The organism is Massilia litorea (assembly GCF_015101885.1).
GTDB classification, from domain to species: Bacteria; Pseudomonadota; Gammaproteobacteria; order Burkholderiales; family Burkholderiaceae_D; genus Telluria; species Telluria litorea.
In genome coordinates this window covers 4,363,682-4,377,100 of the sequence record NZ_CP062941.1, presented here as the reverse complement: position 1 = coordinate 4,377,100, position 13,419 = coordinate 4,363,682, and the positions used below count along the sequence as shown (strand labels likewise).

The 13,419-nt window shown below is 67.1% G+C and carries 10 protein-coding genes; 5 read left to right on the top strand and 5 right to left on the bottom strand.

What is annotated here, in order from left to right:
• Positions 1-107: 107 nt before the first annotated feature.
• Positions 108-653, top strand: coding sequence for a hypothetical protein (locus LPB04_RS19655; RefSeq protein WP_193686158.1), 546 nt, complete (start codon positions 108-110; stop codon positions 651-653).
• Here LPB04_RS19655 and LPB04_RS19650 read toward each other — a convergent pair.
• The 5 genes from LPB04_RS19650 to LPB04_RS19630 all read right to left on the bottom strand — a co-directional run bounded on the left by LPB04_RS19650 (position 640) and on the right by LPB04_RS19630 (position 9,184).
• Positions 640-1,572 (bottom strand): diguanylate cyclase, encoded by a 933-nt coding sequence (locus tag LPB04_RS19650; RefSeq protein WP_193686157.1) that lies wholly within the window; start codon positions 1,570-1,572, stop codon positions 640-642. The two genes, LPB04_RS19655 and LPB04_RS19650, sit on opposite strands and share 14 nt — an antisense overlap.
• The gene (locus LPB04_RS19645) at positions 1,569-5,972 is read right to left on the bottom strand and encodes a PAS domain-containing protein (protein WP_227496493.1); all 4,404 of its coding nucleotides are present in this window, start codon (positions 5,970-5,972) and stop codon (positions 1,569-1,571) included. Before LPB04_RS19645 ends, LPB04_RS19650 begins: the two co-directional genes overlap by 4 nt.
• Before the next feature lie 118 nt (positions 5,973-6,090).
• A complete protein-coding gene (locus tag LPB04_RS19640) occupies positions 6,091-7,308 on the bottom strand; it encodes an acyl-CoA dehydrogenase family protein (protein ID WP_193686155.1) in 1,218 nt (405 codons plus the stop codon).
• Positions 7,309-7,325: 17 nt separating this feature from the next.
• The gene (locus tag LPB04_RS19635; protein ID WP_193689104.1) at positions 7,326-8,375 is read right to left on the bottom strand and encodes a phosphotransferase; all 1,050 of its coding nucleotides are present in this window, start codon (positions 8,373-8,375) and stop codon (positions 7,326-7,328) included.
• A 107-nt stretch (positions 8,376-8,482) separates the two neighbouring features.
• A complete protein-coding gene (locus LPB04_RS19630; protein WP_193686154.1) occupies positions 8,483-9,184 on the bottom strand; it encodes a histidine phosphatase family protein in 702 nt (233 codons plus the stop codon).
• A 158-nt stretch (positions 9,185-9,342) separates the two neighbouring features.
• On the opposite strand from LPB04_RS19630, the gene LPB04_RS19625 reads away from it, so the two are divergent.
• From LPB04_RS19625 to LPB04_RS24385, 4 genes are read left to right on the top strand one after another with little or no spacing between them, the layout of a single operon-like run.
• Complete coding sequence (locus LPB04_RS19625) at positions 9,343-11,046, top strand: GspE/PulE family protein (RefSeq protein WP_193686153.1); 1,704 nt, start codon at positions 9,343-9,345, stop codon at positions 11,044-11,046.
• Position 11,047: 1 nt separating this feature from the next.
• Complete coding sequence (locus LPB04_RS19620; protein ID WP_193686152.1) at positions 11,048-12,280, top strand: type II secretion system F family protein; 1,233 nt, start codon at positions 11,048-11,050, stop codon at positions 12,278-12,280.
• A complete protein-coding gene (locus LPB04_RS19615) occupies positions 12,277-12,873 on the top strand; it encodes a hypothetical protein (protein ID WP_193686151.1) in 597 nt (198 codons plus the stop codon). The genes LPB04_RS19620 and LPB04_RS19615 overlap by 4 nt, the downstream gene beginning before the upstream one ends.
• Positions 12,873-13,406: a type II secretion system protein gene (locus LPB04_RS24385; protein WP_193686150.1), complete on the top strand. Its 534-nt coding sequence runs from the start codon at positions 12,873-12,875 to the stop codon at positions 13,404-13,406. Before LPB04_RS19615 ends, LPB04_RS24385 begins: the two co-directional genes overlap by 1 nt.
• Positions 13,407-13,419: the final 13 nt, after the last annotated feature.

Below are 13,419 nucleotides of genomic sequence, written 5' to 3'. Positions count from 1 at the left end.
GGACGCAGTGATTCTTTTGGCGAATCACAGCATAATGTTGCTATAAATAAACTTCTGCCGTAGACTTCGGAGGGTGTGACCACTAATAACAGTCAAGGGAGAACCTCATGTTTGTCGGAAGCTATACGTCGGCCAGGCTGGCGCTGACGACCCCGCCGGATTGCTGCTGCAATTGCGGCGGGCACGGGCAGCTCGAATTTGTCGACACGCCAATGAAACAGGTGCGCTTCTTCTTCGTGTTCGGCACCGAGCTGACGCTGACCGAATCGTTCCCGTATTGCGCCGGGTGCAAAGGCTCGGCAAAACGGGCGCGCCATGGCTGGCTCGCCAAAGGCATCGTGTATTGCCTGGTCACCTCGTGCGCATTCCTGGGCCTGGTGATGTCGCACGCCCTGTTGCCGGGTTTCGTCGCCGGCAGCCTGTTTTACAGCGCGCTGATCCTGTCCGCCTTGCTGACGGCGGGCTACTATACGACCCGCAAGCCGAAGCGGGCAGGCGGCACCTATTACCAGCCCGTCGAGCTCACCGAGGCCTGGATCGGCGACAAGCACATCGCCCGGTTCGAGCTCGCCTTTCATAATGCACGCTATGCCGCTGCCATGCGCCGTTCGAATGCCGAACTGATCGACGCAGGCGTGTTCAAGATCCAGTAAGCCCGGGCGCCGCGCAATACCGGTTGCGCCCAGCCGCCTTGGCCTGGTACAGCAGCGCGTCGGCCGCCCGGATCAGCGAGGCGCTGGCCTGCGCGCGGTCCGGCACCAGGGTGGCAATGCCCATGCTGGCGGTGAGCAGCGGGGCGGTCGGCGAGACCGCGTGCGCGATCGCCAGCGCGGCCAGTTCGTCCAGTACGCGCCGGGCCACGCATTCGGCGCCTGCTGCATCCGTCTCGGGCAGCAGGATTGCGAATTCTTCGCCGCCGTAGCGCGCCACCAGGTCCTGGGCGCGATTCGCGGCGCGGCACATGGCGCGCGCGACCTGCTCCAGGCAGGCGTCGCCGGCCTGGTGGCCGTAATGGTCGTTGAAGAGCTTGAAGTGGTCGATGTCGGCCAGGATCAGCGACAGCGGCAGCCCGCCGCGCCCGCAGCGGCGCCATTCGGCGTCGATCCGTTCGCTGAAGGCGCGGCGGTTGGCGACGCCGGTCAGGCTGTCGGTCAGGGTCAGCGCCCGTAGCGCGTCGGCCTGGCGCTTCACGGTGAGTTGCGTGCGCACGCGGGCGCGCACCACGGCGGCGTTCACCGTTTTGCTGATGAAGTCGGCCGCGCCGGCGTCGAGTGCGCGCGTTTCGTCTTCCGGGGAAGACAGGGCAGTGACGAAAATGACCGGGGTGTCGCCGGTCTCGGGCGCGGCGCGCAGGGCCTGCAGCACCGCGTAGCCGTCCACGCCGGGCATGACGGCGTCCAGCAGGATCAGGTCCGGGCGCTGGCTGGCGGCGAGCGCGAGCGCCTTGCTGCCGTCGAGGGCAAACAGCACCTCGTGCTCGTCCTGCAATGCCGCGTGCAGGATCTGGATATTTTCCATGGCGTCGTCGACGACCAGGATGCGCCCGTTCAGGGCCAACTCGCTCCAGCTCATGCGTCTCCCTTTTGATCCAGTATAGCCTCCAGCAGCGATGCCGCGTGTTCGAAGCGCAGCGTGCCGACCGCCTCGGCCAGCGCCAGCGCGTGCGCGCTGCCCAACAGCGCAGCGAGGCGGTCCGCCAGCGCGGCATGCACCGCCAGCGCCTTCATATTGTTATTCTGTAGCAATTCCAGCAGCTGTGCCAACGCGCGCGGATCGGCCTGCGGAGCGGACCCTGCCGGCGCCGCGGGCGCCAGGTCGCGCGCGGCGGCCTGGAGCGGCGCCAGGGCGGCGTCGAGCAGGGCCAGCTGGCGCGCGGCCCCCGCGTCGTCGCCCGCGCGCAGGGCCGCTTCCAGCGCAAGCGCGTGGGCGGCGAGATCGACCGCGCCCAGGTTCGCGGACACGCCGCGCAGGCGGTGCGCGAGCACCAGCGCCTCCAGATGCTCGGCCGCGTCGATGTGCGCATGCAACTGCTCGACGCTGGCGCCGGCGCCGGCCGCGAAGCGGGCGAAGACGGCGGCGAAGGCCTCGACGCCGCCGCCGAAACGCGGCAGCGCGGCCTTCAGGTCGATGCCGGGCAGCTTCGGCAGGGGGGCGCCGGACGCCGCCAGGGCCGCCGGCGCGGTCGCGCGTCCGGTCAGGCGCGCCAGCGTCGCCACCAGCTCGTCGACGTCGACCGGCTTGGACAGGTGGTCGTCCATGCCGGCCTCGAAGGCGCGCCGGCGGTCTTCGTCCAGGGTATTCGCGCTCATCGCGATCACCGGCAGCGCATGCAGGCCCATCCCCCGGATCGCTTCGGTCGTCTCATAGCCGTTCATCACCGGCATCTGCAAGTCCATCAGGACGGCGTCATAGGCCGCGTCCGGCGCGTTCAGCATGCCGAGCGCGACGCGGCCGTTGGCGGCCACCGCCACCAGCGCGCCGGCGTGGGTCAGCACATAGGTCGCCACTTCCTGGTTGATGGCGTTGTCCTCCACCACCAGCACGCGCAGGCCGGCCAGGCACGCAGCCAGCGGCGTGCGCGGCGGGCTGCCGGGTGCGGCGGCGCCTTCCAGTTCCACGAAGACGGCATCGAGTGCGCTGCGGGTGAAGGGTTTGGCCAGCAGGGCAAGGCGCGGCGCGGCCGGCAGCACCGGCGCCGCGGCGTCGGCATCGGCCACCAGCAGCACCGTCGGCGGCAGCCCGGCGGCGCCGGCCAGGCCCGGCAGGCCGGCATCGAGGAAGGCCAGGTCAAACGGTGCGCCGCCCAGCTTCGCCAGCGCTGCGGGAGCGCTCGCTGCGCATTCCACTTCCCAGCCGCGGCCACGCAGGTCGCTGCCGAGCGCCGCGGCCGCGCTGGCATTCTCGTCCGCGACCAGCACGCGCAGCGGCGCGAGGGGCGCCGGGCTTGCTGCGGCCGGCGCTTCGGGTTCGCCGAACCCGGCTTCGAAGTGGAAGGTCGAACCCAGTCCCGGGCTGCTCTCCACGACCAGGCTGCCACCCATCAGCGCCACCAGCCGGCGCGCGATCGACAGTCCGAGGCCGACGCCGCCGTACTTGCGGCCGGTCGCGCTGTCGCCCTGCGAGAAGGGTTCGAACAGGCGCGCCTGGTCTTCCTGCGCGATGCCGATCCCGGTGTCGCGCACGGCAAAGCGCAGGCGCACCCGTCCCGGGCTGCGCGCGGCCACCTCGACCGACAGGACGATCTCGCCGCGTTCGGTGAACTTGACCGCATTGCCCACCAGGTTCAGCAGCACCTGTTCGAGCCGGGTCGGATCGCCGCGCAGCACCCGCGGCACGCCGGGCCCCACCGCGAACACGGTTTCGATCCCCCTGGCCCGGGCGTTCGGTACGCTCAGCACGGCGACCCCCTGCAGCGTGGCGTCGAGCTGCAGCGGCACGTGTTCCAGCTCCAGCTGGCCGGCATCGGACCTGGCATAGTCGAGCAGGTCGCTGAGGATGCCGAGCAGGGACGCCGAGGCGCGCCTGATGTGGGCGACGTGGGCGCGCTCGCGCCGGCCCAGCGGGGCTTCCTCGAGCAGGCGCGCCAGGCCCATGATGGCGTTCATCGGGGTGCGGATTTCATGGCTCATGTTGCCGAGGAATTCGCTCTTGGCGCGGCTGGCCTGTTCGGCTTCGCGCAGGGCCTCGACCAGGCGGCCTTCGGTCAGTTTCAGCTCGGAGACGTCGGCATGCAGCGCGTAGAAGCCGCGCACCCGTCCCGCCTTGTCGATGTCGGGCAGGTAGCTGCCCCAGATGTGGGTCGGCGTGCCGTCCCGGCTGCACAGGCCGGTCTCGAAATTCTGCGGCGTGCCCGCCAGGACGCCGCGTATGTAGACCAGCAGTTGCGCGCGGATGTCGGCCGGGACCAGTTCGGCCGCATAGCGCCCGATCGCGTCGGCGTCGTCGACGACGCCGAACCAGGCCAGGGCCGGCCGGTTGGCAAAGCGCAGCCGTTCGTCGGCATCCCAGTAGCTGACCAGGGCCGGCAGGTTGTCGGTGACGGTGCGGATGAAGCGCTCGCGCTGGCGCAGCTGGGCGCCGCTGGCGCGCAGGGCGGCATCGGCCGCGACCCGTTCGCTGATGTCGCGGATCGTCACCTGCATCATGCCGCGGCCGCCGATGTCGACGCTGGTGAGGCGGATATCGGCGTGGAAGTTGCTGCCGTCGCGGCGCTGGTGCACCCATTCGAACTGGACGCCGCCTTCGTCCAGTGCGCGCCGCATCAGCTCCGCGGCCATGTCCTCGGAGCGGCGTCCGTTCGGCTGGAATTCGGGAGATACGGTGACTGGCGACAGCATCACCAACTCCTCGACGCTGTAGCCGAACAGCGTGGCCGCGGCCGCGTTCGCGCTGACGAAGTTGGCGTTATAGGCCAGCAGCGCCTGGGCGTCGCCCGAGCCTTCGAACAGGACCCGGAACATCGCTTCGTTGTCGCGGTTCTGGCGCTCGAGCATCTTGCGCTCGGTGATGTCGATCACGACCGCGTTGATGCCCACCAGTTCGTGTTCAGGGCCGAACACCGGGTAATAGCTGGAGAGCCAGTAGCGCGTCACGCCCGGCTCGGCCGGCACCTCGCCGGCCACCTCGAGGTCGCGCAGGGCGCGCCCGGTTTCCAGCACGCGGCGGTAGGGCGCCTCGAAGGCGACGCCCACTTCGCCCAGCAGCTCCGGCAGGGTGCGCCCGAGGTGGCCGATCGCCGGCACGGCATTGATCGCCGCCAGGCAGTCGTTGATCATCACGAAGCGCAGGTTGCGATCGACAAAACACAGGCCGACCGGCGCCGTGGCATACACCGTCTCCAGGCGGACGTTCAGGCGTTCGAGTTCGGCGGTGCGGTCGGCGACACGCGCTTCCAGGTCGCTGCGGTAGCGCAGCAGTTCGCGTTCCACCTCGCGCAGCGCGTCGGCCACGGTCGCCGTCTCGCGGATTTCCGGCGGGGCCAGGCCAAGCGGTTCGCCGCGCCCCAAGGCGGCGGCCGGTTCGACCAGGCCCTGCACCGAGCGTGCGATGGTACCGCCGATGATCCAGGCCAGCAGCAGGCCGAGGCCGAGCAGGGCGCTCGATGCGGCGACGGTGGCCGGCAAGGCATGGCCCAGCAGTTCGCGCGCGGCGTCGTCCGGATAGGTGACCGCCACGATCCAGCCATGGCTGTTCGAGCGCATCCAGGCCGCATGCTGGCGCATGCCGTCGTAGTCCTCGGGCAGGTGCGCCAGGCCTTCGGGACTGGCCGCCGCGTTGGAAGCCAGCACGCCGTTCATCGGGGTGCCGACATAGCTGGCGCTGTCGATATTGCGGGCCACCACCAGGCCGCGCGCATCGAACACCTCGGCCACCCAGCCCGGCGGCAATTGCTGGGCGCCGAGCAGGTCGGCCACGCGCCTGGGGCGCACCTGGGTCGAGAGCACATACGCAACCTTGCCGTCGCGCCAGACCGGGACGTCGGCCGAGAACACGAAGCCCTGGCCCGGTCCAGGGGAGTAGAGGCTGGAAATCCGGGCGTCGCCGCGGCGCAGCACGGCATCGACCGATTCCTGGTTCGGCGTGGCCGGCAAGGCGGCGCCGAAGGCCCAATGGGTGTCGAGCAGGGGCCGGCCGTCGGCACCGCTCAGGGTGAAGTTCGATGCCGGGAATTCCGGACGCAGCAGCAGCTGGCGCGACTCGGCGTGGAACTGCGCAAGCGTGCCCGGGGCCAGGGTCGGCCAGGCGGCCGCGACCCGGCCTGCCGTTTCGGCGCTCTCGAGCTCGCGGTCGAGCGCCGCCGCCAGCGCGCGGGTGACGGTGGCGGCGTCGCGCGCCACGTGCCCGGCCTCGCGCTGGCCGGCGTCGCGCACGAAAGCGACATACGCGAACAGGAGCGGCAGCACGCTGGCGAGGACGAGGGTGAACAGCTTCGAGCGGATCGAAGGCAGGGAAGTGCGGCGAAACAGTGGCAAATCGTGTCCAGGTCGGGGCAGTGCGATTGCGCCGCCAGCGGCCATGGTATCGAAGACAGGGGGAAGGTGGTAGCACGCGCCGCCGCCTTCCCCTTATCTGTAGATGCTCAGCAACAAATCATAGGTATTTGGCAAGCTCGACCTTGGCGATCGCGTTGCGGTGTACCTCGTCCGGACCGTCGGCCAGGCGCAGCGTGCGGTTGCCCGCCCACTGGTAAGCGAGCGGGAAGTCGTCCGACACGCCGCCGGCTCCGTGCGCCTGGATCGCCCAGTCCAGCACCTGCTGGGCCACGTTCGGCGCCAGCACCTTGATCATCGCGATCTCGGCCGCCGCCACCTTGTTGCCGACCGTGTCCATCATCCAGGCGGCTTTGAGAGTGAGCAGGCGCGCGGTGTCGATACGGATGCGCGACTCGGCGATGCGCTCGCGCCAGACGCCCTGTTCGGAAATCTTCTTGCCGAAGGCGACACGCGAATCGAGGCGCTTGCACATCAGTTCGAGGGCCCGCTCGGCCACGCCGATGGCGCGCATGCAGTGGTGGATGCGGCCCGGCCCGAGGCGGCCCTGGGCGATCTCGAAGCCGCGGCCTTCGCCGAGCAGCATGTTGGCGGCCGGCACACGGACGTTCTCGAACAGGATTTCGCAGTGGCCGTGCGGGGCGTCGTCGTAGCCGAACACGGGCAGCGGCCGCTTGACGGTGATGCCGGGCGTGTTGGCCGGCACCAGGATCATCGACTGCTGCTGGTGGCGCGCGGCAGTCGGATCGGTCTTGCCCATGACAATATAAATCTGGCAGCGCGGATCGCCGGCGCCCGAGATCCACCATTTATGGCCGTTGATGACGTATTCATCGCCATCGCGCTCGATGCGGGTCGCGATGTTGGTCGCGTCCGAGGAGGCGACGTCGGGTTCGGTCATGGCGAAGGCGGAACGGATCTCGCCGCGCAGCAGGGGCTCGAGCCATTGGGTCTTGTGCTCTTCGGAGGCGTAGCGTTCCAGCGTTTCCATGTTGCCGGTATCGGGCGCGCCGCAATTGAACACTTCGGGCGCCCAGCCGACCCGGCCCATGATTTCGCAGAGCGGCGCGTAATCGAGGTTCGACAGGCCTTCCGGCGCCCGCCTGGACTTCGGCAGGAACAGGTTCCACAGGCCCTGTTCGCGTGCCAGCGGTTTGAGGCGCTCGATGATCTCGGTCGGCACCCAGCGGTTGCCGGCCACGCCGTTGGCGTCGATTTCCTGTTTATAGGCTTTTTCGTTCGGGTAGATATGCTCGTCCATGAAGGCGAGCAGGCGGTTGCGCAGTTCCTTGCAACGGTCGGAATAATCGAAATCCATTGAATTTCTCCTAGGAGTTACAACTGAGGGTTCGCGAATTGCCAGGCCATCTCGGCCATCGGGCGGGCGGCCTTGCCGTTTTCCAGCGCCTGCGCGCTCGAGGCGGTGCCGTCGACATAGCGTTTCATGATGCCCTGCATGATGCCGGCCAGCCGGAACATGTTATAGGCAAGATAAAAATTGAAATCCTCGAGCCGGATCGTCTTGCCGGTGCGCTCGGAATAGCGCGCGACATAGGTTTCCAGGTCCGGGATGCCGAGGCTGGCGAGATCGAGGCCGCCGATGCCGCGGAATTTGCCGGGCTCGATATACCAGCTCATGCAGTGGTAGGAGAAATCGGCGAGCGGGTGGCCGAGCGTCGACAGTTCCCAGTCGAGCACGGCCAGGACGCGCGGCTCGGTCGCATGGAAGATGATGTTATCCAGCCTAAAGTCGCCGTGCACGATGGAGGTGTCTTCGCCGGGCGGGATGTTTTGGGGGAGCCATTCGATCAGGCGGTCCATCGCTTCGATCTGTTCGGTCGCGGAGGCCTGGTACTGTCTGGTCCAGCGCTCGATCTGGCGCGCGAAATAATTGCCGGGCTTGCCGTAATCGGCGAGGCCGATGGCGGCGTAGTCGACCGTGTGCAGCTGCGCGATCACGCGGTTGAGCTCGTCGTAGATGGCGCCCCGTTCGTCCGGCGTCATGCCGGGCAGCGACTGTTCCCACAGCACGCGGCCTTCGACGAAGTCCATCAGGAAGAATGCGCGGCCGATGACGGATTCGTCGGTGCAGAGGGCGATCTGGCGCGGCACCGGGAAACCGGCCCCGTGCAGCGCGTTCATGACGCGAAATTCGCGGTCGATGGCGTGGGCCGAAGGCAGCAGTTTCGCCGCCGGGCCCGGCTTGGTGCGCAGGACGTACTGTTTGTCTCCCGCGCGCAGTTTGAAGGTCGGGTTCGATTGCCCGCCCTTGAATTGTTCAACTTCCAAGGGGCCGGCCGGGAAGTCCGGCACGTTCGCCCGCAGCCAGCCGGCCAGCGCCTCGACATCGAATTTCTGGCGCTCAGAGACCGGCTTGGTCCCCATCATTTCTTCGTACACTGGCGTCTCCTCCTGTGTTGTTTTCAAAACTCATTGGCAATCGATTTTAGCTGATGAAGCGAACGACCGTACTATTTATTTTGCTGACAATGTCAGGCGCGTTTGTATTGGCTGTACAGCTGTTCCATCGTCGTGCTACGGGCGTCGGGCAGCAGCGGCGAGGGCGGCACGTGGTTCACGAAGCGTACCACCCAGTCCAGCGGATCCGCGCCGACGTCGAGGGCGTTGATGCAGCCCGCTTCCTGGGCCAGGTTGCCAAGGAACAGGCGCTGGCCGGTGAGGGCGAGCGACAGGATCGCGCAATTGACGCCGCCGTGCAGGACCAGCAGCACCGTGTCCCAGCCGGGATCGGCGCGCAGGCGGTCCAGCGCCGGGTGGACCCGGTCCATCATCTCGCCCACCGATTCGCCGCCGAGGAAGCGCTGCTCTTGCTCGACCATGCCCTCGAAGACGCCGGTAAAGGCGCGCTTGAGTTCGTCCTGCGGGATGGTGGAGAGGCGGCCGCCGCGGATTTCGTGGAGTTCGGGCCAGGTTTCGGGTTCGATGTCCTGTTTTGTGACGGCGAGTACCCGCGCCGCCGTCTCGACGGTGCGGGGCAGGCCCGAGACGATGACGCGGTCGAAGCTGATGCCGGCGGCGGCAAAGGCGGCGCCGGCGGCATCGGCCTGGGCGCGCCCGAGCTCGTTCAGCGGGACTTGTTCGGGCAGGACGGGGCGGCCGGCGGCGTCGAAGTAGGTGACGCTGCCGTGGCGCATCAGGAAGACGCGGCGGCGCGCGCTGGGTTGGTCGTTCATGTTCTCCTCGGCAATTCTCGCGTTTCGAATCTTATTCATATTACACGGCCTCCGCTGCCGAGCGCTGCCTTTCAACCACAAAACAAATTCCAACGGTAAATATTGCTCCGTTCTGCCTTAAAATGATTTCCCATTTTGTAGGCAATCGAAGGGGTAGCATGGCAAGGCCAGAAAAAGTCCGGCTCGGCGAAATCCTGGTGCAGCAAAAGCTGCTGTCCGAGGAGCAGCTGACCCAGGCGCTCGCAGACCAGAAACGCACCGGGCGCAAGCTTGGACGCGTGTTCGTCGAGAACGGGTTCGTTACCGAAGAACAGATCTCGGGCGCGCTGGCGCGCCAGCTGAATATCCCCTACATCAACCTCAAGTTCTACAACATCAGCGACGCCCTGGTGCGCCTGCTGCCGGAAACGGCCGCGCGCCGTTTCCGCGCCGTCGTCCTGGAGGAGCGCCAGGGCGGCCTGCTGGTCGGCGTGTCCGATCCGACCGACCTGTTCGCGTACGACGAGATCGCGCGCCTGCTTCGCCGGAACGTCGAGCTGGCCGTGGTCAACGAGACCGAGGTGCTGCACACGATCGACCGCATCTACCGCCGCACCGGCGAGATCACCGACTTCGCGAAAGAGGTCGAGGCCGACATCGGCGACGCCTTCGTCGACTTCGGCGCCATGACCGCCAATCCGGGGCTGGAAGAAGCGCCGGTCGTGAAACTGCTGCAATCGGTGTTCGACGACGCCACCCAGGTGCGCGCCTCGGACATCCACATCGAGCCGCAGGAAGGACGCCTGCAGATCCGCTTTCGCATCGACGGCGTGCTGCATCTGCAGACCGAGGCTGACATCAAGATCGCCACGCCGCTCGCCCTGCGCCTCAAATTGATGGCCGACCTCGACATCTCGGAAAAGCGCCTGCCGCAGGACGGCCGCTTCGCCATGAAAGTCAAGAACCAGCGTATCGACGTGCGTATCTCGACCATGCCGACCCAGTTCGGCGAATCGGTCGTGATGCGTCTCCTGAACCAGGCCGGCAATACGCTGCGCCTGGAATCGATCGGCATGCCGCGCAAGATGCTGGAGCGCTTCCGCGCCATCGTGCAGCGCCCGAACGGCCTGGTGCTGGTCACCGGTCCCACCGGCAGCGGCAAGACCACCACCCTGTACAGCGCGCTGGCCGAACTCAACTCCGTGGAAAAAAAGCTGATCACGGTCGAGGACCCGGTCGAATACCGGCTGCAGGGCATCAACCAGGTGCAGGTGAACGACAAGATCGAGTTGTCCTTTGCGCGCGTGCTGCGTTCGGCGCTGCGCCAGGACCCGGACATCGTGCTGGTCGGCGAGATGCGCGACCAGGAAACGGCGCAGATCGGCCTGCGTGCCGCCATGACCGGCCACCTGGTGCTCTCGACCCTGCACACGAACGATGCCGCAAGCACGCCGCTGCGCCTGATGGACATGGGCGTGCCGCGCTACATGGTCGGCGGCTCGCTGCAGGCCGTGCTGGCCCAGCGCCTGGTGCGCGTGATCTGCGAAAGCTGCTCGACCACTTACCAGCCGACCCCGCCGGAGCAGACCTGGCTGCGCGCCGAGCTCGGCACCTTCGTCGAGCAGGCCAGGTTCTTCCACGGCAAAGGCTGCTCGCACTGCAACGGCACCGGCTTCCGCGGCCGTACCGGCGTGTACGAATTACTGGAGATGACCCGCGCCGTCACCGATGCAGCGAACCACCCCGATCCGGCCCACTTCCTGAAGGTCGCGCACGAGGAAATGGGCGGCGAGACGCTGCGCCGCCATGGCGTGGCGCTGGCCGTGCAGGGGCGCACGACGGTCGGCGAAGCGATGCGCATCAGTAACCAGATGGACGATTGAGATGCCCTTCTTCGCCTACAAGGGCCGCAACGCGCGCGGCGAACTGATGCAGGGCGTGCTGGAAGGCGCCGACAGCGGCGCAATTGCCGACCAGCTGTTCGGCACCGGCGTCACGCCCGTCGAGATCGTGGCGACCCGCAGGACCAGCACCGGCGGCGGGCTGGGGGAAACCTGGCGCCGCCTGAAAGAAAAGAAGGTCACGTCGATGGACGTGCAGCTGTTCAGCCGCCAGATGCATACCCTGCTCAAGTCGGGCGTACCGATCATGCGCGGCCTGGGCGGCCTGCAGGACTCGAGCACCAGCCCCGCCTTCGCGCGCGTGATCAAGGACTTGCGCGAGTCGCTCGACTCGGGCCGCGAATTATCAAGCGCGATGCGGCGCCACCCCGAATGCTTCAGCAGTTTCTACCTGTCGATGGTGCGCGTGGGCGAGATGACGGGCCGCCTGGAAGAGGTGTTCCTGCGCCTGTTCGACCACCTCGAATTCGACCGCGACATGCGCGACCGCGTGAAGGCCGCGCTGCGCTACCCGAGCTTCGTGATGATCGCGATGGTGCTGGCCTTGGTCATCGTCAACATGTTCGTGATCCCGCAGTTCGCCAAGGTGTTCGAGACCTTCCACGCGACCTTGCCGCTGATGACGCGCATCCTGATGGCGACCTCGCGTTTCACGCTCGACTACTGGCCGCTGCTGGCCGGCGCCACGGTGGGGGGCTTCGTCGCCTTCCGCTCCTGGCTCGGCACGCCGGCCGGCCGCTACAGCTGGGACAAGCGCAAACTGGGCTTTCCGATCGCCGGCAAGATCCTGCTGAAGGCGACCATGGCGCGTTTCGCGCGCAGCTTCGCGCTCTCGATGCGCAGCGGCGTGCCGGTGGTGCAGGCCCTGACCGTGGTCGCCCAGACCGCCGACAACGCCTACCTGGCGGCCCGCATCGAGCAGATGCGCGACGGCGTAGAACGCGGCGAGAGCATCCTGCGCACCTCGACCGCGGCGAATGTGTTCACCCCGATCGTGCTGCAGATGATCGCGGTGGGCGAGGAGACCGGTTCGCTCGACGACCTGATGGACGAGATCGCGCTGATGTACGAGCGCGAAGTCGACTACGAATTGAAAACCCTGTCGGCCCAGATCGAGCCGATCCTGATCACCTTCCTCGGCGTGATGGTGCTGGTGATGGCGCTCGGTATCTTCCTGCCGATCTGGGACCTGGGCAAGGCGGCCCTGCATCGATGAAGACGCCATGCGCTCGCAGGGAGGGCGGGGCGACCCGGCTGGAACTGGCCCTGGCCACCATCCTGGCCGCCCTGCTGGCCGGAGTGTTGCTGAATAGCATCATCAGCGTTCAGGGCGAGAGCGAGCGCGTCGCGGCAAAACAACTCATCAGTTCGCTGCGTACGGCCCTCGCGGTGCGCTCGGCCCAAGTCATTTCGACAAGGGGCGAAGCCGGTTTATTGGCACTTGCACATCAAAATCCGGTGTCCTGGCTACAGAAACGCCCCGAGAACTACCTCGGCGAATACTATTCGCCCCAAAACGACGCGCTGCCGCGCGGAAACTGGTATTTCGACCGCAGTGCCCAGACCCTGGTTTACCTGCCTGCTGCGCAGAAATCTTTTTCTTCTGGGATACAAAAAGTTCTGATCTTCAAGGTAAAATTGGTTCGCGTGTCCGGTCCGGTCAATGCAGCGCGACAGGAAAAGGGCAGCGCTGGCCTGGTTCTCAATGAAATCGATCAGCAGCCCAGCGAGCAGGCCGGCTATCAGGCGGTTGCTTCAAACAATATTGCGGGGTCCCTTCCGCGCCTACATTTCTCGGAGAAAAAGTAATGAACAAGAGCATCAAAGCAGCGCAAGGCGGTTTTACCCTGATCGAACTGATCGTCGTGATCGTCATCCTCGGCATCCTGGCCGCGACCGCGCTGCCGAAGTTCGCCAGCCTGAGCGGCGAAGCCCGCCTGGCCAGCCTGAACGCAGCCAAGGGTGCCTTGAACGCCACCGCGGCCATGACCCACGGTAAATACCTGGTCGCGCCGAACGCCACCATGACCGTCGAAGGCGTCGCGGTGTCGATGAACACCACCTCGGGCTATCCAGCCGTCACCGACCAGGCCTCGGCTGAAGCCCTGGCCGCGGCCGCCGGCCTGTCGACCGCCGATTACAAGGTGTACATCACCGGCAGCGGCACCACGCAGCCGACTGTGGTTGCCAATCAGTTCGCCGTCGTCCCGAACAGCGTCGTCGACACCAAGACGGCCAAGAAGTGCTTCGTCCTGTTCACCGCGCCGACCGCCGCCAACACGGCGCCGACCATCACCGTCGGCAGCCCGACCAGCCCGACCGCCGTCGCCGACTGCGAGTAATCCCCCACCGCCC